Origin of the sequence: Exiguobacterium sp. SH0S7 (assembly GCF_004337195.1) — a bacterium.
In the GTDB taxonomy this organism is placed as follows: Bacteria; Bacillota; Bacilli; order Exiguobacteriales; family Exiguobacteriaceae; genus Exiguobacterium; species Exiguobacterium aurantiacum_A.
The window spans coordinates 662,744-686,161 of sequence record NZ_SJVA01000001.1 but is presented as its reverse complement, the minus strand read 5'-3'; the positions used below and the strand labels follow the sequence as shown (position 1 = coordinate 686,161).

At 53.6% G+C, this 23,418-nt stretch carries 27 protein-coding genes and 1 pseudogene; 24 read left to right on the top strand and 4 right to left on the bottom strand.

Annotation, left to right across the window (positions count from 1 at the left end):
* Window positions 1-4: 4 nt before the first annotated feature.
* Window positions 5-493 carry a restriction endonuclease subunit S domain-containing protein gene (locus EVJ22_RS03520; RefSeq protein ID WP_071398030.1) on the bottom strand — a complete coding sequence of 163 codons (489 nt, stop codon included), beginning with the start codon at window positions 491-493 and terminating at the stop codon, window positions 5-7.
* Between the two features lie 250 nt (window positions 494-743).
* Here EVJ22_RS03520 and EVJ22_RS03515 point away from each other — a divergent pair, with 250 nt between their 5' ends.
* The 6 genes from EVJ22_RS03515 to EVJ22_RS03490 all read left to right on the top strand — a co-directional run bounded on the left by EVJ22_RS03515 (window position 744) and on the right by EVJ22_RS03490 (window position 5,527).
* Window positions 744-1,295 carry a hypothetical protein gene (locus EVJ22_RS03515; RefSeq protein WP_131443252.1) on the top strand — a complete coding sequence of 184 codons (552 nt, stop codon included), beginning with the start codon at window positions 744-746 and terminating at the stop codon, window positions 1,293-1,295.
* 94 nt (window positions 1,296-1,389) lie between these two features.
* Window positions 1,390-2,445, top strand: a complete 1,056-nt coding sequence (locus EVJ22_RS03510) for an acyltransferase family protein (RefSeq protein ID WP_071398028.1) — start codon at window positions 1,390-1,392, stop codon at window positions 2,443-2,445.
* A 90-nt stretch (window positions 2,446-2,535) separates the two neighbouring features.
* Window positions 2,536-2,853 (top strand): Asp23/Gls24 family envelope stress response protein, encoded by a 318-nt coding sequence (locus EVJ22_RS03505; RefSeq protein WP_233589584.1) that lies wholly within the window; start codon window positions 2,536-2,538, stop codon window positions 2,851-2,853.
* 202 nt (window positions 2,854-3,055) lie between these two features.
* Window positions 3,056-3,721 carry a beta-phosphoglucomutase gene (pgmB, locus tag EVJ22_RS03500; RefSeq protein ID WP_071398027.1) on the top strand — a complete coding sequence of 222 codons (666 nt, stop codon included), beginning with the start codon at window positions 3,056-3,058 and terminating at the stop codon, window positions 3,719-3,721.
* A 218-nt stretch (window positions 3,722-3,939) separates the two neighbouring features.
* Complete coding sequence (locus EVJ22_RS03495; RefSeq protein ID WP_071398026.1) at window positions 3,940-4,353, top strand: Rok-like winged helix domain-containing protein; 414 nt, start codon at window positions 3,940-3,942, stop codon at window positions 4,351-4,353.
* 121 nt (window positions 4,354-4,474) lie between these two features.
* Window positions 4,475-5,527, top strand: a complete 1,053-nt coding sequence (locus EVJ22_RS03490) for a glycosyltransferase family 4 protein (protein ID WP_070328629.1) — start codon at window positions 4,475-4,477, stop codon at window positions 5,525-5,527.
* Window positions 5,528-5,584: 57 nt separating this feature from the next.
* On the opposite strand, the gene EVJ22_RS03485 is transcribed toward EVJ22_RS03490, so the two are convergent.
* Window positions 5,585-6,586, bottom strand: a complete 1,002-nt coding sequence (locus EVJ22_RS03485; RefSeq protein ID WP_131443250.1) for an LCP family protein — start codon at window positions 6,584-6,586, stop codon at window positions 5,585-5,587.
* A 41-nt stretch (window positions 6,587-6,627) separates the two neighbouring features.
* Entirely contained in the window at window positions 6,628-7,269 is a 642-nt protein-coding gene (locus EVJ22_RS03480; protein WP_071398023.1) for a YigZ family protein, read from the bottom strand.
* Between the two features lie 174 nt (window positions 7,270-7,443).
* On the opposite strand from EVJ22_RS03480, the gene EVJ22_RS03475 reads away from it, so the two are divergent.
* From EVJ22_RS03475 to EVJ22_RS03445, 7 genes and pseudogenes are all read left to right on the top strand, one after another.
* The gene (locus EVJ22_RS03475) at window positions 7,444-8,568 is read left to right on the top strand and encodes a sensor histidine kinase (RefSeq protein ID WP_173647372.1); all 1,125 of its coding nucleotides are present in this window, start codon (window positions 7,444-7,446) and stop codon (window positions 8,566-8,568) included.
* A 22-nt stretch (window positions 8,569-8,590) separates the two neighbouring features.
* Complete coding sequence (locus EVJ22_RS03470; protein ID WP_131443248.1) at window positions 8,591-9,286, top strand: response regulator transcription factor; 696 nt, start codon at window positions 8,591-8,593, stop codon at window positions 9,284-9,286.
* 95 nt (window positions 9,287-9,381) lie between these two features.
* The gene (locus tag EVJ22_RS03465; RefSeq protein ID WP_071398022.1) at window positions 9,382-10,230 is read left to right on the top strand and encodes a DegV family protein; all 849 of its coding nucleotides are present in this window, start codon (window positions 9,382-9,384) and stop codon (window positions 10,228-10,230) included.
* 15 nt (window positions 10,231-10,245) lie between these two features.
* Complete coding sequence (gene treR, locus EVJ22_RS03460; RefSeq protein WP_131443246.1) at window positions 10,246-10,989, top strand: trehalose operon repressor; 744 nt, start codon at window positions 10,246-10,248, stop codon at window positions 10,987-10,989.
* A 204-nt stretch (window positions 10,990-11,193) separates the two neighbouring features.
* Window positions 11,194-12,642: a PTS system trehalose-specific EIIBC component gene (gene treP, locus EVJ22_RS03455; RefSeq protein WP_071398020.1), complete on the top strand. Its 1,449-nt coding sequence runs from the start codon at window positions 11,194-11,196 to the stop codon at window positions 12,640-12,642.
* A gap of 84 nt (window positions 12,643-12,726) precedes the next feature.
* The gene (gene treC, locus EVJ22_RS03450) at window positions 12,727-14,361 is read left to right on the top strand and encodes an alpha,alpha-phosphotrehalase (protein WP_131443244.1); all 1,635 of its coding nucleotides are present in this window, start codon (window positions 12,727-12,729) and stop codon (window positions 14,359-14,361) included.
* 7 nt (window positions 14,362-14,368) lie between these two features.
* A pseudogene (locus EVJ22_RS03445) lies at window positions 14,369-14,497 on the top strand (transporter associated domain protein); the annotation flags it as partial.
* A 122-nt stretch (window positions 14,498-14,619) separates the two neighbouring features.
* Here EVJ22_RS03445 and EVJ22_RS03440 read toward each other — a convergent pair.
* The gene (locus EVJ22_RS03440) at window positions 14,620-15,363 is read right to left on the bottom strand and encodes a hypothetical protein (RefSeq protein WP_131443242.1); all 744 of its coding nucleotides are present in this window, start codon (window positions 15,361-15,363) and stop codon (window positions 14,620-14,622) included.
* 183 nt (window positions 15,364-15,546) lie between these two features.
* Between EVJ22_RS03440 and EVJ22_RS03435 the strand changes: the two genes are divergently transcribed.
* From EVJ22_RS03435 to EVJ22_RS03385, 11 genes are all read left to right on the top strand, one after another.
* On the top strand, window positions 15,547-16,701 hold the full coding sequence (locus tag EVJ22_RS03435; protein WP_131443240.1) for a DEAD/DEAH box helicase family protein: 1,155 nt from the start codon (window positions 15,547-15,549) through the stop codon (window positions 16,699-16,701).
* Window positions 16,698-17,366: a ComF family protein gene (locus tag EVJ22_RS03430; protein WP_071398016.1), complete on the top strand. Its 669-nt coding sequence runs from the start codon at window positions 16,698-16,700 to the stop codon at window positions 17,364-17,366. Before EVJ22_RS03435 ends, EVJ22_RS03430 begins: the two co-directional genes overlap by 4 nt.
* 58 nt (window positions 17,367-17,424) lie before the next feature.
* Window positions 17,425-17,769, top strand: coding sequence for a flagellar protein (locus EVJ22_RS03425; protein ID WP_084812947.1), 345 nt, complete (start codon window positions 17,425-17,427; stop codon window positions 17,767-17,769).
* Between the two features lie 23 nt (window positions 17,770-17,792).
* On the top strand, window positions 17,793-18,044 hold the full coding sequence (locus EVJ22_RS03420) for a flagellar biosynthesis anti-sigma factor FlgM (RefSeq protein ID WP_016509310.1): 252 nt from the start codon (window positions 17,793-17,795) through the stop codon (window positions 18,042-18,044).
* Between the two features lie 110 nt (window positions 18,045-18,154).
* Window positions 18,155-18,511 carry a flagellar export chaperone FlgN gene (flgN, locus tag EVJ22_RS03415; RefSeq protein ID WP_131443238.1) on the top strand — a complete coding sequence of 119 codons (357 nt, stop codon included), beginning with the start codon at window positions 18,155-18,157 and terminating at the stop codon, window positions 18,509-18,511.
* 12 nt (window positions 18,512-18,523) lie between these two features.
* Window positions 18,524-20,026 carry a flagellar hook-associated protein FlgK gene (gene flgK / locus EVJ22_RS03410; RefSeq protein WP_199749303.1) on the top strand — a complete coding sequence of 501 codons (1,503 nt, stop codon included), beginning with the start codon at window positions 18,524-18,526 and terminating at the stop codon, window positions 20,024-20,026.
* A gap of 6 nt (window positions 20,027-20,032) precedes the next feature.
* Window positions 20,033-20,971, top strand: a complete 939-nt coding sequence (gene flgL / locus EVJ22_RS03405; RefSeq protein WP_071398013.1) for a flagellar hook-associated protein FlgL — start codon at window positions 20,033-20,035, stop codon at window positions 20,969-20,971.
* Window positions 20,972-20,998: 27 nt separating this feature from the next.
* A complete protein-coding gene (locus tag EVJ22_RS03400) occupies window positions 20,999-21,553 on the top strand; it encodes a DUF6470 family protein (RefSeq protein ID WP_233589583.1) in 555 nt (184 codons plus the stop codon).
* A gap of 15 nt (window positions 21,554-21,568) precedes the next feature.
* Window positions 21,569-22,006 (top strand): flagellar assembly protein FliW, encoded by a 438-nt coding sequence (gene fliW, locus EVJ22_RS03395; RefSeq protein ID WP_071398011.1) that lies wholly within the window; start codon window positions 21,569-21,571, stop codon window positions 22,004-22,006.
* Entirely contained in the window at window positions 22,006-22,233 is a 228-nt protein-coding gene (csrA, locus tag EVJ22_RS03390; protein WP_016509303.1) for a carbon storage regulator CsrA, read from the top strand. Before fliW ends, csrA begins: the two co-directional genes overlap by 1 nt.
* Window positions 22,234-22,332: 99 nt before the next feature.
* A complete protein-coding gene (locus tag EVJ22_RS03385) occupies window positions 22,333-23,391 on the top strand; it encodes a GGDEF domain-containing protein (protein ID WP_233589582.1) in 1,059 nt (352 codons plus the stop codon).
* Window positions 23,392-23,418 lie beyond the last annotated feature (27 nt).

Here is a 23,418-nt window from a genome sequence, read left to right as displayed (position 1 = left end):
ACGGTCAGGCCATCTTCTTCGGTTTGGACGATCTCGAGTAGACGACGAGGACGCCACGATCAATCAAATAGGCGGCGAACATGCGTTTCGCCTCTTCAGCACGAACGGTTCGGTCGATTTGGATGTACAATCGGCCGAGCTTTTTTTGTGAGGTGCGGGTCAACAACCAGATCGAGTCGAGCGTGTACTGCCAGCTCCGGAGTGTGTCCGCCCCGATATACATGTACCGGTTCGACGTGCGCTCGAGCAGGTAGTTGAGCCACCAGACATCACGGGCGAGCTTCATGATGACACCGACCACGAACGATATGCCAATCAGGAACAAGACTGAAGCGACCGGATGTAACGCGCTGAACCGTTCACGGAGCGGCTCGAAAGCGATGATGAATAAACCGATCGAGAGTGCGCCGATACTCCACCAAAATCCAAAGTTAGAGAACGAACGTTTCGGGTCATGGACCACGTGATGACGGTTACGGATGACAGAAGCCATTCTCCACACCTCCTTTATTAGAATATTCTGATTATTTAGTAAAACCACTATACTATACTCTACCCACTCTCGTCCATTTGAATACGCGCAAAACCTGCTCGCGCATGAAGATTTGTCGACGATTCGGCTTGTAAGAGGCAGATACGGGGAATGATGACAATGACGTCATCATTTTTTTGTTGAATCGTAATTTCACCGGGTCAAAAAATCGGCTATGATGGGAAAGGAAAAAAATGAAGCGGGTGGTCAGATGAAAAAGTTAAAAGTCGGAGAACTGCGTGCTGAGCTGAAGCGCTTCACTCAAGAAGAGTTGATTGAGCTCGTCGTCGGCTTGTATAAACAGCACAACGATGTGAAGACGACGTTGAACCGATACTTCAACGAAGGGTTCGAACAGGAAGAGGTCCATCGACTCGTCGGTGCCATCCAAAAGCTAGACGAGCCGAATCCGCGGAATCTATTCAAATTCACTCAATTACGGGACGGGGCGAAGCTTGTCAAAGAGGCGACCGCATTCACCGACCCGGTCGCGACAAACGTTGTGCGGGTCTTTTATCTAAACTATTTTGTTGAATATGTGGAAAGGCAGGCCGATGTGATTCATTCGGTCGCGCCGGGTGAGCTGAACGCTTATTTCGCCGAATTCGATAAGCTGATGAAGACGTTACAAACAGAACCCGAGCTCGTCGTCTTCGGACTGACCGAAGAAGTCGATCATTTGTTCGAGCACGTCCCGGCTGAGGACAAGGCGGGCCTGCTCAAGTGGTGGGAGCGAAAGAAATGCCAACTGAACGAAACATGATCGGTGCAGGGGATGGCTGAAATCCGGGTTGTCGCTCAGAAGCGATACACCAACATCAAAGAGAAAAATCAACAGCAGAACTAGAGGGAACGCTATGCGAAATCATTGGTACGACAATATTAAAGGCGTGCTCGTCTTGCTCGTCGTCTTCGGTCACTTGCTGACCGATGTACGCGGCGCCTATGACGATTTACTGCCGAAGTGGGTTTATTTGTTCTTATATATGTTTCATATGCCGTTATTCATCATGCTGAGCGGTTACTTCTTCCGGGAGAACCGTTATTTGCGTGTCATCCAGCTGTTCGTCGTCTATGTGATCTGGCAAATCATTCTCGGATCGTGGTTCGCCTTCACGGAAGGGATCCCGCTCTTGTCGCTCGAAAACCCGGGATTGAACATACTCAAGCCGTATTGGGCGCTCTGGTATTTGATGGCGATCGTCATCTGGTACGTCATCACGCCGTACGTGACCCAGTTGAAAGGGTATGTGCTCTATGCGCTGTTGTTTGCCCTGTTGTTCGGTTTCCAAGAAGAATCGACCGGGTTCTTCGCGCTCCGGAAAGTCATCATGTTCTATCCGTTCTTCTTGATCGGCAACTGGATGAGTGAGCGCAACACGATGAACTTCTTCGAGCTGCCGAAGCGGGCCGAGCAACGGAACCGCTACCGAATCGGCGGGGCGGTCGTCTTCACCGTGCTCACGCTCGGACTGCTCGCCTCGATGAGCTTCCAAAAGGAAGACACGTTCTATCACGTCGGCAACTTGTTCAAATTCCGGTTCGCCTACGAGACGGCGGTGCCGGAGGCGATTTGGAGCGGCCCGTTCGCTTTCTTGATCGTCTACACGGTGTCGACGCTCATGGCCGTCAGCTTCGCACTCATCGTGCCGGGGCGTGAGTTGCCCGTGTTCACGCGGGCGGGGAAGTATAGTCTATACGTCTACTTGGTCCATGTGTTTTTGATCGTCGCCTGGAAGGCGTTCGTGCCGGCCGGATTCATGCCGACGTCATGGCAACAGTTGCTCGTCTTGTTCGGTGTCGCCTGCCTCATCGTCCTGCTCATCATCAGCCCGCCGGCCGTCCGGATGTTGAGGCCGCTCGTTGAGATCGACGTCCGCCGTGCGCAGGACGTGAAAGACCCAAAATCGTAAACCCTTTTCTAAACGGCGGTTTTCCGCTACACTTTAGATGGGAACCGAAACTAGAGCTAAGGAAGTGACAGCATGCCATATGAAAATGGAATGAACAGTACAGAAGGAGACGTCAACGTCTCACGCCACGTCGTCGAAATGATTGCCGCGGTCGTCGTCAAAGAAACGAAACACGTGTCGTTCACACAAGAAGACACGAAACTCTCAGAGCGTGCGCTCATGAAGCACGTCAAAGTCGATGAGTCGTCGGAAGGCGTCATCATCAACTTGTCGCTCTACATCGCTTACGGTCAATCGATCGTCAAGACGGTGACGGGCGTCCAAGAGCGGATCACGCAAGACATGGACACGATGCTCGCGATGACACCGCTAGCGGTGAACGTGAAAGTCGTCGGCATTCAATTGTAAAATGATAGGAGGAGCGAAGCGCTCTTCCTATTTTTTATTTTTTCTGCGAAAGCGATTGCATAGATGAGGCGTTATCCGATATAATAGAAATCGAACAAGTGCAACCGTTTGCATCATTGACCAATCATGCAACGGGTACTTGTCAAGTTCCCTAAATGTAGTCTGAGGACACAAACATTTGAAGGAAAGGCGGAAAGCATGTATGTCGACGATTGAAGCAGTCATTTTTGATTTGGACGGTGTCATCACTGACACCGCGGAGTATCATTACCTCGCTTGGAAACAACTCGGAGAAGAGCTCGACATTCCATTTGACCGCGAGTTCAATGAGACGCTGAAAGGGGTGAGCCGGACTGACTCGCTCGAACGCATCCTTGCGCTCGGCGGAAGACAGGACGATTTCACACCGGATGAAAAGGCGGAACTCGCCCAGAAGAAGAACGAGCACTACGTTGAACTCATTCAGCACATCTCTTCGGCCGATTTGCTTCCTGGCATCATTTCATTTCTCGATGAAATTAAAGAGGCCGGTCTCAAAATCGGAATGGCATCTGCATCAAAGAACGCATTCGCGGTCGTTGACGCACTTGGTGTCCGCCATTACTTCGATCACATTGTCGATGCAGCAACTGTCGCCGACTCAAAACCACATCCCGAAGTGTTTTTGAAGGCTGCCTCTGCCCTTGGCGTGAAACCCGAACATGCCATCGGCGTTGAAGACGCAGCAGCAGGCGTGACTGCAATCAAAGCGGCAAACATGTTTGCTGTCGCCGTCGGGGAAGAGTCGATGCTTGGTCATGCAGACCTCATCGTCGCTTCGACCGATGAACTCTCGCTCCGACGCATCCTCGAACGCGTCGGCGCGTAACAGACTACGTTCATCTTCCGTGAGATGACGACTGCCCCGAACAGTCGTCATCTTTTTTTGTGGTCCGAAAGTCCTAAAAAGACAGGAATGCCCAAAAATAGATGACAAACACATTACAACTCCGTTACACTTTTAGAAGATAGCAAGTAATAATTAGAAATTCTTGATTCAAAATAGGTAATCGAGAAGTTCAATTGGATGTAGAAGGGGAATTGTGTATGGAATCTACGAACGTCAACGAACATATCTATCGCGAACTGATGGAGATCGAGGAGTCGTATCGTCAATTACAGCGCCGGGCCGAATATTTAATTTCTGAACTGAGCCGGGACAAACGGGAAGAGGAGCTGTCGACAGACCCGTCGAAACGGCTGCGCCCACGTCGCGTCAATCAACGTTATCCGCTCGAGGTTTACGTCCATCAGGTAACAGACCTTTTGAAAGAACGGAAGACGATGAGTGTGCGTGACATCCAGATGGAGCTCGAGCTTCGTTATCGTCACCATATTAGCAACATCTACCAATTGATGGTGAAGATCGAATCGGTCAACCCAGAAATCAAGAAAGTCGGACGCGGACTATATACATATGCATCAGCTGAAGAAGTCACGACTGAACCGGCACACGCTTGACCTTTATCCGACGAGACGGCTCGTCGGATTTTTTTGCTGTAACATTTCTGATACGAATTTGATGACGGGAAATATGCTATAATTCGCCAGAGTATATTTTTTTGAGAGAGGAACGTTGGCCATGTTATGGATTGCCATGTTGGTCAGTTTTGTGATGGCCATCTTGATCACGCCGCTCGTTCGCCGGTTCGCTTTTCTGATCGGAGCGGTCGATCACCCGAACGCCCGAAAAGTACATTTACGGACGATGCCGCGAATCGGCGGCCTCGCTATCTTCATCGCCTTCCTGATCGGCTACGCCTTGTTATTGCCGACGAGCCGTTATAACGAGGCCATCTTGATCGGAGCGGTCATCATCATCTTGACCGGCCTGATCGACGACCGGTTCCAGTTGAACGCCCGCATCAAGTTGATGGGGCAGATGATCGCGACGGTCGTCGTCTTGAACGCCGGGATGCGGATCGAACTCATCAACTTGCCGTTCGACCAACAGCTCTATCTCGGCGCTTGGAGCATCCCGGTGACGGTGCTTTGGTTGATCGGGATCACGAACGCGATCAACTTGATCGACGGCCTCGACGGTCTCGCCGCCGGGGTCTCGAGCATCGCGCTCGGGACGATCGCGCTCCTAGCCATCATTCAAGGGAACGTCTATTTGACGATGATGGCGCTCTTGCTGCTCGCGAGCACGCTCGGGTTCCTCGTCCACAACTTCTACCCGGCGAAGATATTCATGGGGGACACGGGTGCGCTCTTCCTCGGCTACATGCTCGCCGTGTTCTCGCTGATCGGCTTCAAGAACGTGACACTGTTCTCGCTCGTCGTGCCGGTCCTCTTGCTCGGACTGCCGATCTCGGATACGATCTTCGCGATCGTTCGTCGGCTCGTCCAAGGGCGCCCGCCGATGTCGCCTGACAAGTCACACATGCACCACCAATTGATCGATATGGGGTTCACGACGCGCCAAGCGGTGCTCCTCATGTACGGGATGACGTTCTTCTTCGGCATCGCCTCGATTCTTTTCGCGAAGACGACGATGGTCGGTGCCGTCATCACGTTCGTCATCGTCTTGATCGTCATCGAACTGATCGTCGAGTCGACGGAGTTAATCCACCCGAACTACAAACCGATCATCCAGACGTCACGCCGCCTGCTCGGCCGGGCGAAGACGTGACTTGGATATACACATAGAAACGACCAAGGACGCCATGTCCTTGGTCGTTTTTTTAGGTCAGTACGTCGTCGTCTCGCTAAAACCGTCGCCTGGGTCAGGTTCACTGTCTTCGGCCGTGACGGGAAGACCGAGCTCTGTTTTCAACAGTGCCCGCTTATCGTTCAAATCCGCCTGATCCAACTCATAATAGTAGACGCCGCCGATCGTCAAGTCGCCGCCCTCTAGCGTCTCTTGGTTGAACGAGCGGAGCGATTTCGTATACGGCTGGAGCTGGGACGCCTCGGAGAGCGACATGTTCGTTCGGATATTATTCCCGACCGCAGTCATGATCCGGTTGAGCTTCGTGAACGAATTGATTGTCGTCGCCTCGTTGATGATGGCCTCGAGCACTTGTTGTTGGCGCTTGGCCCGGCCGATGTCGCCTTCAGGGTCGTCTTTCCGCATGCGGGCATAGGCGAGTGCTTCCTTGCCGTCTAGCATCTGGACGCCCGGTTCGAGCTCGACGTTTCCGGTGGCCTGTCCTGAGATCGGGATCAACACGTCGACTTCGACGCCGCCGACCGCATCGACGAGGTCTTCGATGCCGTCAAAGTTGATCGTCGCGTAATAATCAATCGGGATGTCAAACAGCGTCTCAACCGTGGCGATTGTCGTGTCGATGCCGCCGTACGCATACGCATGGTTGATCTTGTCCTTGAACTCGCCGTCCTCCGTGACGATATCGACGTACGCGTCGCGGGGGATACTGACGAGCGTCACTTGGCGAGATTCCTTGTTAAACGTCGCCACCATCAGTGAATCGGTCCGTCCTTCTTCGAGCGAGGCACCGCCATCGACGCCGGCAAGCAGGACGGAGAAGTGATTTTTTGTCAAATCGATTGTGTCGTCGCGGCGTTCCGATTTGTCGCCGCGTGCCAGTTCGCTGTTCGTGTTCTCTGCCGTCTCGTTCGCCTTGAAGACGAAGTAGCCGAAGGCCGAACTACCGATCAGCAGGACGAGGCCAAGCACGAGCAGACCGATTTTCCACACGGAGCGTTTCTTACGGGAGTCTTGTTCCATGTTGTCTCCTCATTTCAGTCATTTCTTTTAGTATACGGGACCTAGCGCACAAAATCACGTTCGATGATACGGACGTCCTGGGTCTCGAGTCCGCCTTGACCGTTCGTCAAGTCGACGAGCCAGGCGAGCGCTTCCTCGGTCGTTTCGACCGGGACCGAGATGTGGAACGTGACGGTGTCGGCATATACAATCTCGTCAAGCAAATAAGCAGACTGGCGGAGCTCGTTCTCGACTTTCCCGATCCATCCGTAGTCGACCGTGAGCGTGAGACGTTGCATCGGCAGCCGTTCGACGATCCCGACCGCGTCGAGCCCTTCGCTCACCGTCCCGCCGTAGGCGCGGATGAGTCCGCCGCCGCCGAGCTTGATGCCGCCGAAGTAGCGGGTGACGACGACGACCGTGTCTTTCAAATTGCGTTTACGGAGCACTTCGAGCATCGGCAAACCGGCCGTCCCGCTCGGCTCGCCGTCATCGTTCGCTTTTTGGAATTCGTTCCGAGCTCCGATGATGTAGGCCGAACAATTATGATTGGCGCTCCAATGCGCTTTTTTGATTGTTTGGATGAACGTCTGGGCTTCCGCTTCGGTCGTGACGCGTTTAAAGTGAGCGATAAATTTTGATTTTTGTATGACGACCTCGTATTCTCCGTCTTGTTTTATAGTATAATTTTGTTCAGTAGACATTTCTGAAAATTCTCCTTTCTATTTTCACGTATTTTTTTTGAAATCGAGTAGGCGTCTGTAGATTATGTGGCGAATTGTGAAGATAGCCTCTGATTCTTACTGGAAACGAACGCTTCTGCAGTCGATAATAGAAATAAATGAGGACTTACTACCGAACTATTAGGGGATGGCATCGTGAATCATATTACCGATCGTACAGCATTAGAGCATATCATAACAAATATGATTGATACGGTGACGGAGAGTAAAGAGGAGATCGTCCGTATAACTGAAAATTCAGCTAATGAATATTCGTTAATCCAAACTGAGTTAAAAGAGTTGACGCAAAAGATCGAGTTTCACATTCAAGAGTCCGAGCGCCTCGATCTATTAGTGAAAGCGGCGAAGAATAAACTCGTTCAAGTGAGTAAGAAGTTCCACATACATAGTGAGCAAGAGATCCGCGAGGCGTATGAACTCGCCAACCAGATGCAGCTCGAGCGGTTCCTCATCCAGAAAGAGGAGATGGCGAGCCAGCAGCGCCGAAACGACCTCGAACGGCGATTACTCTCCCTTCAGGATACGATGGAGCGGGCGGACCGGTTAGTCAGCCGCGTCTCGGTCGTCCTCAACTTTTTACGCGACGACCTGCAGCAAGAGTATTCGGACATGATGAAGAAGCAAGAGATGGCGATCAGCGTCTTCGAGGCGGCTGAGCGTGAGCGGCGTCATCTGGCCCGGGAAATGCATGACGGCCCCGCGCAATCGCTTGCTCATATTTTGATTCGGGCCGACTTGATTGAGAAGACGTTCGACCGAAGAGGCAAGGAAGAGGCGTTCGCCGAACTGCACGAGCTGAAACGGCTGATTCGCGGGGCGCTCGTCGACGTACGGCGCTTAATTTACGACCTGCGGCCGATGTCGCTTGACGACCTTGGCTTCTTGCCGACGCTCGAGCGTTATTTACATCAGACGGAAGAGTATACGGCGATCAAGACGCGGCTCAACTACCGCGGCAACCGGGCGCGTCTCTCGGAAAAACTCGAGATCAACGTCTTCCGGCTCGTCCAAGAGGCGGTCCAAAATGCGATCAAGCATTCAAAGACGACGGAAATCATCGTCAACGTCGAGCAAGCGCTAGACGTGATTCACATTCATGTGCGCGATCACGGGGTCGGCTTCGTGCCGAGTATGATCGGACAAGAGTCGTTCGGCATCGTTGGGATGCGCGAACGGATCGATCTTGTGGATGGCAGTATCAATATTGATTCGGAAATCGGCAAAGGGACGGTCGTCCGCATGTCGATCCCGATTTTGTAATACAGATAAAGGGGAGTGTACGATGGAAATGACAAATACAATCCGCATCGCAATCGTCGATGACCATGAGCTGTTTCGCGAGGGCTTGAAGCGGATCTTTGATTTAGAAGACGAGTTCACCGTCATCGCTGAAGGGCGGACGGGTGCTGATGCGATCCGCATCGCCAAAGAGGAGAAACCGGAGATCATGATCCTCGATATCAACATGCCGGACTTGAACGGGATCGAGGCGACGAAACAGTTGACCGCGGCATCCTCGGACACGCGCGTCCTCATCCTGTCGATCCATGACGACGAATCTTACATAACGCATGCGCTCGAGGCCGGGGCATCGGGCTTCCTGTTGAAGGAAGTCGCTTCAAGCGAACTCATCTCGGCCGTCCGTTCGGTCGCGAAAGACGGGGCGTACTTGCATCCGAAAGTGACGACGAACGTGTTGAAGGATTACCGTCGCCTGCTCCAGTTCAAAGGAGAACAAGCCGAACGGAACGTCGTGAACCGGATGGACGATCCCGTCTATCGGTTGCTGTCGCGCCGTGAGGTCGAAGTGCTCCACTTGCTCGCCGATGGCCGCTCGAACCGCGACATTAGCGACATGCTGTTCATCAGTGAGAAAACTGTCAAGAACCATGTCTCGTCGGTCCTACGCAAAATGGAAGTAAACGACCGGACGCAAGCCGTCGTCGATGCGATCCGCCGCGGGTGGGTCGAGATTTGACCTCGACCGATGCAATACATCGCTTTTGTGCTACAATATGGAATGGAATCTTAATTCAATTGGAAAAACGAAACGATGTAAAGTGAGGATATAGTATGGGAAACATAGCGATTTTGACCGACAGTACCGCCTATTTGCCAGCCGATTTTTGTGAGCGCCACGACGTCCACGTCGCACCGCTCAGTGTAATCTTTGGCAGAGAATCGTTCCGTGAGGCCGTCGATATCACGACGGAGGCGTTTTATGAACGGATCGAGGCGGGGAATTTGCCGACGACATCGCAACCGATCATCGGGGAGACGGTCGAACTGATCGACAGCCTTCCGGCTGAAGTGACCGACGTCATCGCCATCACGCTCTCGAGCGGGATCAGCGGGACGTATCAATCGATGATCGCCTTGAACAACATGGTCGATGTCAACGTGCACGCGTTCGACTCGGAGATCTCGTGCATGCCTCAGGCGTTTCTCGTCGAAGAGGCCGTCCATATGCGTGACAATGGTTCCTCGGCCGAGGAGATCATGCAGCATCTCGAGAAGACGCGTGAACGGATCCGTGCCTATTTCGTCGTCGATGACCTCGACCACCTCCAACGGGGCGGACGGCTCAGCGCGGCGCAAGCGCTCGTCGGCTCGTTCCTGCAGATCAAGCCGGTCCTTCATTTTCAGGATAGACAGATCGTCCCGTTCGAGAAGATCCGGACTTACAAGAAGGCGGTCCGTCGCATCGAAGAGATGATGGACCAATCAATCGTCGGTGACGGCGCCGGCTATTGCATCGGCATCATCCACGCCAACTGCCCGGAACGTCAGGCCGAAGAAATTGCCTCGATGAAACAGAAGTTTCCGCAAGCGCAAGTCACGGGCGGTCATTTCGGACCTGTCATCGGGACACACCTTGGACCTGGCGCAATCGGCATCACGTGGTATCACCGCGAACGCTAAACAGAAGACGGCCGCATGGTCGTCTTTTTCGATGAAGAAAGGAGTGGGCTTGTGGCCAAGTATCGTCAAATCTATGAACGGCTCGCCGAGCGGATGAAAACGGGTGAGTACGAGGCGGAGTCGAAACTGCCGTCGGAGACAGAACTCATGCATGAATACAATGCAAGCCGGGGCACGGTCCGTAAGGCGCTCGATCTGCTCCAAGAGCACGGCTACGTCCGCAAACATCACGGTAAAGGCGTGTTCGTGCTACGCCGCGACCAGATCGAGTTCCAGTTCAACGGCATCGTCAGCTTCTCGGAAATATACGCCAGCATGCTCGGCCGTTCGATCGAGACGAGCGTCGTCTCGTTCGAGGAAATCGAGGCACCAGGCTGGCTCGCCGAGCGGATGGGTCTTGAGCCCGCCACGCTCGTCTACCGGATTGAACGGGTCCGCAACTTCGACGGGGAGAACGTCATTTTAGACGTGAACTATTTCGTCAAAGACCTCGTCCCCGGTCTGACAAAACAGATTGCCGAGCACTCGATTTATCAATACGTCGAGCGTGAGCTCGGGCAACAGATCAGCTACGCGAAGCGGAAAATCGCGGCCGAGGACGTGACCGAGCTTGATCGGTCACGCCTCGATCTTCACGATTACGAATACGTCATCGTCATTACGAACGACACGTTCTTATACGAGGGCAGACAGTTCGAATATACCGAGTCCCGTCACCGGCTCGACAAGTTTCAGTTCAGCGATGTGGCTCGCCGATAAGGCTCCTTCTTCAAGAAGGGGTCTTTTTTGTCGTTTTGAATCGAGAGGAGAGGGAACAAAATTAGTGAACGCTTGTCACATATTCGTCACGGTAAACTTATATAGATAAGTTGTTGACAGAACTCATCTATATAAGTTAAACTTTGTTTGTAATCATATGTAACCGTTCTCAAAAAACGCTTTCAAACAAAGGAGGCCTATCTTATGAAGGCAGATTATCGTCAAATCGCCGCGGATATCCTAGAAGCCATCGGTGGCAAGGATAACGTCGATAAAGCGGCACACTGTGTCACGCGACTCCGTCTCTCACTGAAAGACCAGTCGCTCGTCAATGAGGCAAAAGTAAAAGAAGCCGATCTCGTCAAAGGGGCGTTCGAGAACTCGGGCGTGTACCAAGTCGTCATCGGTGCCGGGGACGTCGAGCGCGTCTACGCCGAGTTCATCAAACTCGCCGGGCTCGAGGCGGCAACGGTCGCTGAAGTCAAATCGTCCGGCGGTAAGAAGATGAACCCGCTCCAAAAACTCGTCAAAGTGTTCTCAGACGTGTTCATGCCAATCATCCCGGCCATCATTGTCGCCGGTCTCTTGATGGGGATCAACAACTTGCTCGCGTCGGAAGGACTGTTCGTCGACGATGCGACGCTCATCGAGGCGTATCCGAACTTGCAAGGTTTATGGGACCTCATCAACATGATGGCGAACACGGCGTTCGTCTTCCTACCGGCACTCGTCGGTTGGTCGGCGACGAAGCGTTTTGGCGGCAGCGAAGTACTTGGTATCGTCATGGGTCTACTGCTCGTCCACCCGGACTTGTTGAACGCATGGGGTTACGGGCAAGCGGCGCTTGAAGGCGATATCCCGACCTTCGACATCCTCGGGCTGTTCGAAATCGAGAAAGTCGGCTATCAAGGTCAAATCTTGCCGATTTTGGCCGCGGCCTTCATTTTGAGCCATATCGAGATCTTCTTGAAAAAACATGTTCCAAACGCGATCCAACTGCTCGTCGTGCCGATCACGACAATCGTCGTCACAGGTTTTCTCGCCCTTGCGATTGTCGGACCGGTCACACGCGGAATCGGGAACGTCATCGCGACGAGTCTCGTCAACGTGTTCGAAGTCGTGCCGGTCGTCGGCGCACTGTTGTTCGGTTTGTTCTACGCACCGCTCGTCGTCACGGGGATGCACCACTTGTTCATCGCGATCGATCTTCAGCTGATTGCGGAGACAGGCGGCACGTTCATCTGGCCGATGCTCGCTCTGTCGAACATCGCTCAAGGTTCGGCGGCGCTCGCGATGTTCTTCGTCTATAAACACAACGCCAAACAAAAGAGTATGGCATCGACGTCAGCAATCTCGGCTTACTTCGGGATCACCGAGCCAGCCATGTTCGGGGTGAACTTGCCGAACAAATTCCCGTTCTACTCAGCGATGATCGGGTCGGCGATTGCCGCCGTCTTCATCACACTGAACGATGTTCAAGCGATCGGTATCGGCGTCGGGGGACTCCCTGGCTTCCTGTCGATCTTCACGGACAAGATCTTGCTCTTCATCGTCGGGATGATCATCGCGATCGTCGTCCCGTTCGTGCTCACATTCGCCTTGTCGAAACGCTACATGAAAAAAGGCGAACTCAAAGAAAACAAAGTCGCTTAATATCGGGAGTCATCAGGGGGAGGGACGGAGGTTCTTCCCCTTTTCCTATCGAAATGAAAACTCTTACAAAAGGAGCTGTCGTTCATGACACAAACAAACTGGCGCAAATCAGTCGTCTATCAAATCTATCCGAAAAGCTTTTACAGCCCGGAAGGCAACGCTACCGGCTCGATCAAAGGAGTGACGTCGAAACTCGATTATCTGGCCGATCTCGGCATCGAATATATTTGGATGACACCGGTGTACAAATCGCCGCAAAACGATAACGGGTACGACGTGAGCGACTATTACGCGATCGACCCGTCGTACGGGACGTTGGAAGACCTTGACGAGCTCGTCCGCGAGGCCGAGGCGCGCGGGATCGGACTGATGATGGACATCGTCGTCAACCACTCGTCGACCGAGCATGAGTGGTTCCAAAAATCGCTCGCCGGTGACGAACGTTACCGGGACTATTACATTTGGCGCGACGAACCGACGAACTGGGAGTCGAAGTTCGGGGGCAACGCCTGGAAGTACGACGACAAGAGCGGCCAGTACTTCCTCCACTTGTTCGACGAGACGCAGGCCGACTTGAACTGGGAGAACGAACAGATGCGTGAGGACGTCTATGAGATGATGCGCTTCTGGCGCGAGAAAGGCATCAAAGGGTTCCGTCTCGACGTAATCAACTTGATTTCGAAGCAACAGGACTTCCCGGAGGACGACTCGGACGGCCGCAAGTTCTATACGGACGGACCGCGCATCCATGAGTTCTTGAAAGAGATGAACCGCGAAGTGTTCGACGGGCATGACGTCATCACGGTCGGCGAGATGTCGTCGACGACGCTCGACCATTGCGTTCGCTACTCGAGCCCGGACGAGCGTGAGCTCAGCATGACGTTCAGCTTCCACCACTTGAAAGTCGATTACCCGAACGGCGAGAAGTTCGTCGCCGCACCGTTCGATTTCGTGCAGCTGAAAGACATCATGTCGACGTGGCAGGAAGGGATGCACGGCAAGGGCTGGAACGCCATCTTCTGGTGCAACCACGACCAGCCGCGCGTCGTCAGCCGCTTCGGCAACGACACCGATTACCGCGTCGAGAGCGCCAAGATGCTCGCGACGGTGCTCCACGGCCTGCAAGGGACGCCGTACATCTATCAAGGCGAAGAGATCGGGATGACGAACCCAGGGTTTGACTCGCTTGACGAGTACCGCGACATCGAGACGCTCAACATCTACAAGTTGAAGCGCGACGAGGGCGTGTCGCACGAGGACATGATAGCAGCTATCAAACAGAAGTCACGTGACAACTCACGGACGCCGATGCAGTGGGACGCGACGCCGCACGCCGGCTTCACGAGCGGCACACCGTGGATCAACGTGGCACCGAACTATACGGAGGTCAACGTTGAGACGGCGCTCGACGACCCGGATTCGGTGTTCTACCACTACAAGAACTTGATCTCGCTCCGTAAAGAGCTCGACGTGTTGACGGACGGGGACTATACGCTGTTGACGAAACAGGACCTAGACGTCTGGGCGTACACGCGGAAGACGGACGATGAAGAAGTGCTCGTCGTCGCCAATTTCTATGGGCCCGAGACGACGTATGAGATCCCGGAACGGTTCACATGCGCCGACGTCGTCAGCCATAACTACGACGTGCCGCAGCTCGACGGAACGACACTGTCGCTCCGGGCTTATGAAGCGATCATGTTCTACAAGCATAAATGAGGGGAAATTGAAACAGATGCGTGAGGTTCGGACGCATATCGCTATCGTTCTCAGCGAATATAGCGGAACATCCGGTCTCATTATGCTCGAGGACTTGCTCGAAGAGATTGTCGGGGAAATTAGTGATGAGTTCGACCGTTACATGCTGACCGTCATCAGATGATAGAGGATCATGAGGAACGGGTACGACTCATCATCCACCCTGACATTAAAACGGCATAAGAAAAAGGTTCATCCATTTGAGTCGGATGAACCTTTTTAGTCGTCCATGCGTTGCTTTAACCGTTCTAATAGATAAGGTGAATCGATATCATCGTATAGGATACCCTCAGCATAACGATCGGTTCCCTCAATCGTAATTTGGAGTTTGATGGAATGGAAATGGATATTGTTTTTGTCAGCGACATACTTCAGTTCATGCAAGACATCCACCACTTCTTCATACGAATAAGATTTGCTTTCCGCATGCAGAAAGAGTATACCGTAGCGAGCCCCGTAAAACTCGAGGTCGACGGGTTGGTCGATATGTAAGTCATTGAGATCAATCCCATTTTCGACATCTGCCTCCCAGTTTGAGTGAGGGATTTCAGTAATGATATCGATTCGGTCTGAAAATGTTGGTCCGATTGACGTTTGAACGGCAACTGCATAAGCCTTGCTGATTCGTTGGTATGTATTTTCCTTTGAGACGACGTCTTCTTCATAGCTGTCATCGACGACTTTCCCGCTTCGAGTGATTCGTACCATGAATTCGGTGTCGGCGCTTGTTTTGGACGCCATCCTTACATAGTATTTCGGATCGTAGAGTGATAAGTACATCACGTCTACTACGTAAAATGACGTGTTTGAATACGTTACATCGACATAATTCTGTGCCGCTTCAATCGCGCGTTGTTCCGCTTTATCGCTTCCGTCAAAGACATACCATAGCCACCATCCTGTCAAAAAAATACCGAACATTCCTAAACCGGTCAGTACGTTATGGATAGGTCGTTTAAACATGAAATCCTCCTCATTTCCAATGAATGGTCTACTCGTAGTATAGTCGGTAAATTTATTCTTCACCTCCGTCTCTCGCATGATATGACTTGATGTCTTAGCATTAACCGTTCCTGTTCCATCGACGAACAGGACATGTGGATTTAACGGTTATATGCTAGTGTCAGTGAAAAAGGACTGATTTTATTGGGACAACTCGTCGTTAGTCCGACCGGGAGACCGGGCATTCGCTTCGGCGTCTGTCAACGCTGTCTGAGCACCGATGTCCGCGCGTTCACTTGTCATCACGGCGCATGTCAGTATTGCCGCAATTGCTTGCACCTCGGGCGGGTATGCCGCTGTGACTTTTTAGCAGAGATCGACGTCACGACGCCGGTCGAACCGACTGAACTCGTCATGCCGTTCGAGTTGGCAGAGGCGCAACAACGTGTCAGCGAGCAACTGCTCACGTGGTGGGAGAAACGAAAGACCGGTCTCGTCCACGCTGTCTGCGGCGCCGGCAAGACCGAGATGACGTTCCCGGTCATCGCTCGCATTGTCAATGAAGAGAAGCGTGTGTTGATCGTCTCGCCACGGCGTGACGTCGCCATCGAGTGGGCCGACCGGCTCGAGGCAAGCTTCACCGTCCCGGTCACAAGGCGCTACGGAGGCGGGGACAAGGAATCGATCGGGATGATCACCGTCGCGACGGCACCGCTCCTCGTGAATTTGCGCGACGTGTTCGATTATGTCCTCGTCGACGAGTCGGACGCGTTCCCGTTCGCCTTCGACTTGTCGCTCTGGTGGACGCTTTGGCGCGCGGGGAAAGGTGTCTTCTTGTTCGTGACGGCGACACCGACTCTCTGGCAGCGACAATTTCCAAGCATTCACTTGTCGCGCCGCTACCACGGCCACGACTTGCCGGTGCCGCGGCTCGTAAAACAGACCGATTCCGCCATTCTCAATTTTTGCCGGAGCCATGAGGCGCCGCGCCTGTTGTTCGTCCCGACGAAACCGGACCTTGTCCGTTATGGAAAACTGCTTGAGACGGCCCGGCTCGACTACCGGGCCGTCTCGGCCGATACCGACGAGCGAACGGACACGCTCATGTGGCTAGAGTCGACGAACGGCATCGTGCTCGCGACGTCGATTTGGGAACGCGGCATGACCGTCCGTGGTGTTCATGTCGCCATTCTCGACAGTGACCATCGGCTGTTTTCGACGCGTGCCCTCATCCAGATGGCGGGCCGGGCCGGGCGAAAGAACGACGCGCCGACCGGGGACGTCGTCTTGTTTTATTCCGAGCGGACGTTCCGACAAGACCAGACCATCCGCGCGATCGAGGAGGCGAACCGGCGATGAACTGCCTCGTCTGTCGCCAACCGATGACGGTGCCGTGGAGTCCGTCGACGCTATTGAAACGCGACTGGGTCTGCCTGGACTGTGAAACGATGTTGACCCCGCTCGAAGCGGGCTGCCCACGGTGCGGTCATCCGACTGAAGACGGGAAGACGTGTCCGGACTGCGTCCGTTGGCTCGCGCTCGGTCTCGATTTGACGGTCCGTTGTCTCTACGCCTACGACGAGGCCGGTGCGACGTGGCTCCATCGCTTCAAGTTCGGCGGGGACGTCGCGCTCGTCGGTCACGTGTCACACGTGCTCAAAAAGACGCGTGAACCGGGCGTCGTCTACGTACCGATCCCGCTCGGGGAGGAGCGGCTTTTGACGCGTCGCTTCAACCAGACAGACGTGCTCTCCCGATTAATCGGACCGACAAAACAACTCCTTCAAAAAGAAGAGGTTTCAAGTCAGCGTGAATTTGGGAAAGGAGAAAGGCGGCACCGTCCAAACCCGTTTGCTGTACAAGCTGCGACTACATATGGGAAAATTGTGCTCGTCGACGACGTCTATACGACCGGCACGACGCTCCATCAAGCAGCGTACACATTGAAGAAATCCGGCTATGCAGAAGTTTCTGCGGTTTGCCTGTTCCGGGCGCTAAACAAATCAAAAATGCGTCCGATATAAAGGGCAGAGGTGAATGACATTGGAAGCAGCAACTTGTCAGATGTGTGGGCGTTTGTTCATGAAACAAAGCCGCTCACCGTACTGTCCGTCATGTAGTGAAGTCGATTTCCAAAACTTCTTGAAAGTTCGGGACTTCATTCGGGAACCAGCCAACAAACAGGTAACAATCGGGGCCTTAGTCGAAGCGACAGGTGTCACCGAACTTGATATCACGCGATATATCCATGAAGGACGCTTGATCATCAAGGACAACCCAGCAATGAGCATCGCTTGTGTGCGCTGCGGCAAGGCGACGAACGAAGGAAAAGTTTGTTCGACTTGTCAGGCAGAGATGCAGCAAGAACTACAAGGTTTACAAGCAAGTGTAAACAAGACGAGCGTTCGCGCTTATCGTTTGGACTAACAACATGAAGAGGGGGGACACGCATGCGCATCGATTCTGCAAAGTGGGTACATTTACCGAACACTTACGAGAAGAAAACGCTAGCCGAGACGAAGCCCGAGCTAACACGCCAAACGGACCGAATATCGATATCGGCGGAAGCCCGCGCCCGGTTTGAAGAACCGGTGAAAAATCCGGACCGTCTTGAGAAGATCAGCGCCTTGAAGGCGGAGATCAACGCAGGGACGTATACACGGGACGCGCGCGACATCGCTAAACGCTTTCTACAAGGATGAATGGAAGCGAGGTCCGCTTGAGGCCTTCGCACTTATAACACGGCACGGAAGCTGACTAGACAAGGGAATCCCTTTTTAGTCAGCTCTTTTTTTGGAAAAAGGAGACCATTATGCTCACATTACATACACGTTTACTTGAACTCGCCTATGCGAAAGAGCAACTGCTCATCAAAGGTGATATGCCCGCTTTCAGCGCGCTCGTCAAAGAAGAAGCGACGATTGTCCGACAAATCGGACAAAAAGAGACGGAACGACTTCAAGGTTTGCTTGTTTTGGACGATGAAGAGAAGGAAGCGCTACGACCGGTGCTGTTCGAACTGAAGCGACAGAATGAACTGAACGCGACGTTGCTCGAACAGTCGCTCCGGTATATCAATTGGCATTTGGACATGCTCGTGCCAGAAGCAGACGATTTCACATACGGGCAACAGGCGTTCGAGACACGCTCGTTCAGCCGTGACGTATAAGGAGGAACATTCATGGGTTCAACATTTATGGGATTAGAGACGGCGCGCCGCAGTTTGACGACGCACCAGTGGGCGCTGCAGGCGACGGGCAACAACATCGCCAACGCCTCGAACCCGGGCTACTCGCGTCAACGATTGACGCTTGGTATGACCGAACAGCTTAGTGTCAACTTCGGCGGTACGAAGGCCGGACAGTTTGGAACGGGTGTCCGCGGGGAGACGCTCGCCCGCATCCGCGATTTGATGATCGACCAACAGTATCGTGATGAGACGGTCAAAAACTCATTTTACGCGACGAAACAAGCGGCATTCGGACGGATGGAAGATATCATCAACGAGCCGTCTGAGAACGGGCTCGCCAAGTCACTTGACATGTTCTGGGGCGCGCTCCAAGACTTATCGGTCAACCCGGACGACACCGGTGCCCGCAGCGTCGTGCGTCAACGGGCGATGACACTCGCGGAGACGTTCAACTATATGTCGTCTTCGCTCACGAAAGTCCAAGACGACTTGAAGTCAGAAGCGGACGTCGTCATCAAGAAAGTGAACGATTTGTTGACGAAGATTAGCGATGTCAACCGTCAAATCGGGGACTCGGAGCCCCTTGGCGTTCTACCGAACGAACTATATGACGAGCGCGATCGCTACATGGACGAGCTCGCGCAATACGTTGAGTTCGAACGCAAACCGGTCGATTACTTGAACGGGGAGACGCGTGGTAACTCGCAGCGGATGGCTGAAGGACGGATTGATATCGTCGTAAATATCGGAACGAAAGCGGCACCGAACAACGTGACGCTTGTTGACGCTATCGGAGGAGGAGTCGGGAAATTTGACGGCCTTGAATTGACGGATGCAGCAGGCGCAGTTACGCCGCTCACCCACGCCGATATTCCGAACGGGAAGTTGAAAGCACTCGTCGAGATGTATGGTGAGAGCGGGAGTGAAGGGATTGACGGTGCCTTCACGGTCATGTTGAAAGACTTGGATGAGATGGCGCTACAATTCGCGACTGCATTCAATTCGGCGCATAGTGGAAATATGGACGCGACAGGCGCCGCTGGAACGAATCAATTCTTTGAAAACATTACGAGTGCCGCTGAAATCACTGTCGGGGATGACATTATGAAGAATCTTGATTTGATTGCTGCCTCAAAGGACGGCAATATCGGTGACGGTAGCGGGGCGTTAGCACTCGCTGACTTGAAAAACCAAGCATTGGCGTTTACCGGAGGATCGGTCACGACCAATTCATCGATCGGCAAGTATTATCAGAACGTCATCGGAAACATGGCGGTCCAAGCAAGTCAGAGTGGTAGTCTCGCCAAGAGCACGTTCGCACTCATGGCGAGCTCAGACCAGCGCCGTCAATCGGTAAGCGCGGTCTCACTCGATGAAGAGATGACGATGATGATCCAGTACCAGCACGCCTATAACGCGGCGGCACGGAACATCACGGCGGTCGACGAGATGCTCGACAAAATCATTAACGGCATGGGTGTCGTAGGGAGGTAATGAGTAATGCGTGTCACACAGACGATGCTCACACAGACGAACTTGAAACATTTATCGAGCAGCTATAACACGCTCGCCCGCGTCCAAGAGCAACTCATCAGCGGGAAGCGGATCCAAAAAGCGTCCGAGGATCCGGTCGTTGCGATGCAAGGCATCCGTTACCGGACCGAGGTGCGCGAAGTCGACCAGTTCCGCCGTAACGTCAGCGAAGCGACGAGCTGGATGGACTTGACCGACTCGACGTTGAACGAAGTGACGGAAGCCGTCAAACGGATCCGTGAACTGACGACGCAAGCAGCGAACGATACGTACGAATCGTCACAACGTGAAATTATCAAGAGTGAGATTGACCAACTCGTCGAACACATCGGTTCGCTCGCGAACTCGAAAGCGGGCGAGAAGTATATTTATAACGGGACGAAGACAGACAAGCCGCTTATTAATATCGCTAATCTAAAAGCGTATTTGGCAAGTACGGATCCGGCTGCGCCTGTGGCGGATATTTATGAAAGTGGAGCTATTCCGGCTGGTAGCGGTGAAATCAAATTTGAAGTATCAAAAGGAATCACGGTTCAAGTGAATATGCAGCCTGAGACCGTCTTCGGTGAAGAGTTGTTCAAAGGATTGCGTGACTTGAGTTTGGCACTTCAAGACCCGACGAAGACAGGCCAAGACTTCTCGACAATGCTTGGTACGCTCGATACGCTTGGTCAAAGCTTGATTACGGAGCGGGCTGAACTCGGGGCTCGGGCGAACCGCCTCGAACTTGTCGATAACCGTCTGCAAGACCACGAGATCATCGCGAAGACGATCATGTCGAACAATGAAGACATCGATATCGAGAAAGTCATCATGGAGCTCAAGTCACATGAGACGGTACACCGGGCCGCATTGTCGGCCGGGGCCCGCATCATCCAGCCGACGCTCCTCGACTTCCTCCGGTAAGCGCGGATGAACCTGGCGAGACTTGAGATGCGGCAGACACAGGCCGCGATCCAGATGACGTCAAACCGCCCCGTGCTCGAGATGAGACAAGGGCGGGCCGATGTGTCGATGACGCAAGGCAAGGTCGAGATGACGCAACAGACGAGACAAGGCACGCTCGAAGTCGACTCTTCGGTCGCACGCAGTGAGAGCAATTTGAAAGGCGCGCTCGAACTCGGCCGCTACTTCGGCCAGCTCGGTGAACAAGGCGTGCGCGAGGCGACGAGCCAGGCGGCCCGAGAAGGCGATCAACTGATGCGGATCGAGAACGGCAACCCGATCCCGAGCATCGCCGCGAGTAAAGTGAACGACCCGTACCCGATCGTCGACATGGGCTATATGCCGAAGTCGATCGACCGCGTCAAGTTGACGTATACGCCGGCGGATGTCAAAATCGAATGGAACCTGACGCCGGCACAAATAGATGTATCGCTTACCCCGGCCGAGATTTCGTTCACACCATGGACGACGGACATCTCGCTTCGCCAAGAAGCATCGCTCGAGATGTGGCCGATCGGTGGCATGTATGATGAGACGCGTTGAAAGTGAGGACAATCCATGTTCATTGAGACAGATTATTTTGGCAAGATTGAAGTGAATGAAGAAGAGACGATTTCGTTCGTCAGCGAGGTGCCCGGTTTTCCGGACTCGAAGACGTTCGTCCTCATCCCGTACGGGGACGACCTCCCGTTCTGGTCGTTGCAGTCGATCGAAGATTCGGCTTGTGCGTTCGTCGTGACGAACCCGTTCTGGCATAAGGCGGATTATGCGTTCGAACTGACGGACGGTGCCAAGGAGCAGCTCGCGATCGGTGAGGCCGAGCACGTTTCGGTATATGCCATCGTGACGCTTCGCGAACCGTTCGACGCCTCGACGCTCAACTTGAAGGCGCCGATTGTCATCGAGACGAAAGAGCGCCGTGGCAAGCAAGTCATCTTAGACGATGCCTACTCGGCCCGCTACCCGCTCGGCGGCCAGAAAGCGGAGGTGCGCTGATGCTCGTATTGAAACGAAAACAAGGTGAGGCGATCCATATCGGCGACGATGTGACGCTCACCGTGCTCGCCATCGAAGGCGACCAAGTCAAGCTCGGCATCGACGCCCCGCGTCATATCGACATCCATCGCCACGAGGTGTATGTCCAAATGCAAACCGAGAACGAGTCGGCCCGCGATAGTGCCAATTTGATGAAACAAATGCTTAAAAACAAGTCGGAAGCATGAGCTTTCGACTTTTTAGCTGGCTGATTTTTTAGATAGGCTGACACGTGTCGTACGGGTACGATAGGATAGACAGGAAGAATTGGGAAAGGATTGGGTCGATTGGGTCAGGTTGTAAACATTTTTTTCATCAATATCAGCATCATCTATTTGCTCATTTCGTTGACGTTCTATGTGATGCGTGACGTTTTGCCGATTCAAGTGTCGTCACCGCTCGCCATCCGCATCGGGTTCGGGCTGTCGAACGGACTGATCGCTGTGTTGCTGACAATCAACTCAATCATAGTCGACGGGGCCAAAATCGACCTGCGGATCATTCCGTTCGCACTCGCGGCGGCATTCGCCGGTCCGGTCGGGGTGACCGTCGCCATCCTCACATCTGTCGCGGTCAGGTTGCTGACAGATGGCTTCAGTATGATCATCATGAACGGCTTCGTCATGATCGGCATTTTTTTGGTGATTGCCGTCGGGCTCGGCCGCCAATCGGTGCGTCGAGGTCATTCGTTCGCGGTGTACATCGCGATCGGCATGGCGCTCGTCCTCGTCCGCGTCGTCGGCAACGTCTCGCTCGATACGTTTATTGACGTGTTCATCCCGTATTTCCTGATGACATCGCTTGGGGCTTGGATATGCTATTGGGGCGTCAAGAAGTTGGAGACCCATCTTTGGATGTTCCGTCTGCATACCCATCGGGCGACGGTCGACGAGTTGACGGGACTCCCGAACCGCTACATGACGCTCGAACGGTTGAGCGAGGTGGAACTGTCTGGTCGACCGTGGGCACTCTTCGTCATCGATGTCGACCATTTCAAGCAATTGAACGATACATATGGCCATCGTGCCGGCGACGAGGCGTTGCGTCAAATCGGTGAGACGTTACGCCTGAACTGCCCGGACGGGGGATTTGTCGGTCGGTACGGCGGCGAAGAATTTTTGATGGTCGTCGAAGGTGCAGGGGAGGCCGTCGTGGCGCTTGCCGACGCGGTCGTCGATGTCGTCCGCGAGACACCGTTCACGTTCGAAGGGGAAACGATCCCGATGACGATCTCGATCGGGGCGTCGGTCGCCGACGCCGAACCGAGTATGCTTGTATTCGAGCGGGCCGATGCGGCGCTTTATGCGGCGAAGATGAGCGGACGCGATCAGGCACGTTTAGGATAACGCAAAAGGTCGGCCCCGGGGCCGACC

Excerpts from the sequence above, each read along its gene's own strand:
- EVJ22_RS03520 (WP_071398030.1), bottom strand. The coding sequence starts at position 493 with ATGGCTTCTGTCATCCGTAACCGTCATCACGTGGTCCATGACCCGAAA.
- EVJ22_RS03515 (WP_131443252.1), top strand. The coding sequence starts at position 744 with ATGAAAAAGTTAAAAGTCGGAGAACTGCGTGCTGAGCTGAAGCGCTTC.
- EVJ22_RS03510 (WP_071398028.1), top strand. The coding sequence starts at position 1,390 with ATGCGAAATCATTGGTACGACAATATTAAAGGCGTGCTCGTCTTGCTC.
- EVJ22_RS03505 (WP_233589584.1), top strand. The coding sequence starts at position 2,536 with ATGAACAGTACAGAAGGAGACGTCAACGTCTCACGCCACGTCGTCGAA.
- pgmB (WP_071398027.1), top strand. The coding sequence starts at position 3,056 with ATGTCGACGATTGAAGCAGTCATTTTTGATTTGGACGGTGTCATCACT.
- EVJ22_RS03495 (WP_071398026.1), top strand. The coding sequence starts at position 3,940 with ATGGAATCTACGAACGTCAACGAACATATCTATCGCGAACTGATGGAG.
- EVJ22_RS03490 (WP_070328629.1), top strand. The coding sequence starts at position 4,475 with ATGTTATGGATTGCCATGTTGGTCAGTTTTGTGATGGCCATCTTGATC.
- EVJ22_RS03485 (WP_131443250.1), bottom strand. The coding sequence starts at position 6,586 with ATGGAACAAGACTCCCGTAAGAAACGCTCCGTGTGGAAAATCGGTCTG.
- EVJ22_RS03480 (WP_071398023.1), bottom strand. The coding sequence starts at position 7,269 with ATGTCTACTGAACAAAATTATACTATAAAACAAGACGGAGAATACGAG.
- EVJ22_RS03470 (WP_131443248.1), top strand. The coding sequence starts at position 8,591 with ATGGAAATGACAAATACAATCCGCATCGCAATCGTCGATGACCATGAG.
- EVJ22_RS03465 (WP_071398022.1), top strand. The coding sequence starts at position 9,382 with ATGGGAAACATAGCGATTTTGACCGACAGTACCGCCTATTTGCCAGCC.
- treR (WP_131443246.1), top strand. The coding sequence starts at position 10,246 with ATGGTCGTCTTTTTCGATGAAGAAAGGAGTGGGCTTGTGGCCAAGTAT.
- treP (WP_071398020.1), top strand. The coding sequence starts at position 11,194 with ATGAAGGCAGATTATCGTCAAATCGCCGCGGATATCCTAGAAGCCATC.
- treC (WP_131443244.1), top strand. The coding sequence starts at position 12,727 with ATGACACAAACAAACTGGCGCAAATCAGTCGTCTATCAAATCTATCCG.
- EVJ22_RS03440 (WP_131443242.1), bottom strand. The coding sequence starts at position 15,363 with ATGTTTAAACGACCTATCCATAACGTACTGACCGGTTTAGGAATGTTC.
- EVJ22_RS03430 (WP_071398016.1), top strand. The coding sequence starts at position 16,698 with ATGAACTGCCTCGTCTGTCGCCAACCGATGACGGTGCCGTGGAGTCCG.
- EVJ22_RS03425 (WP_084812947.1), top strand. The coding sequence starts at position 17,425 with ATGAAACAAAGCCGCTCACCGTACTGTCCGTCATGTAGTGAAGTCGAT.
- EVJ22_RS03420 (WP_016509310.1), top strand. The coding sequence starts at position 17,793 with ATGCGCATCGATTCTGCAAAGTGGGTACATTTACCGAACACTTACGAG.
- flgN (WP_131443238.1), top strand. The coding sequence starts at position 18,155 with ATGCTCACATTACATACACGTTTACTTGAACTCGCCTATGCGAAAGAG.
- flgK (WP_199749303.1), top strand. The coding sequence starts at position 18,524 with ATGGGTTCAACATTTATGGGATTAGAGACGGCGCGCCGCAGTTTGACG.
- flgL (WP_071398013.1), top strand. The coding sequence starts at position 20,033 with ATGCGTGTCACACAGACGATGCTCACACAGACGAACTTGAAACATTTA.
- EVJ22_RS03400 (WP_233589583.1), top strand. The coding sequence starts at position 20,999 with ATGCGGCAGACACAGGCCGCGATCCAGATGACGTCAAACCGCCCCGTG.
- fliW (WP_071398011.1), top strand. The coding sequence starts at position 21,569 with ATGTTCATTGAGACAGATTATTTTGGCAAGATTGAAGTGAATGAAGAA.
- csrA (WP_016509303.1), top strand. The coding sequence starts at position 22,006 with ATGCTCGTATTGAAACGAAAACAAGGTGAGGCGATCCATATCGGCGAC.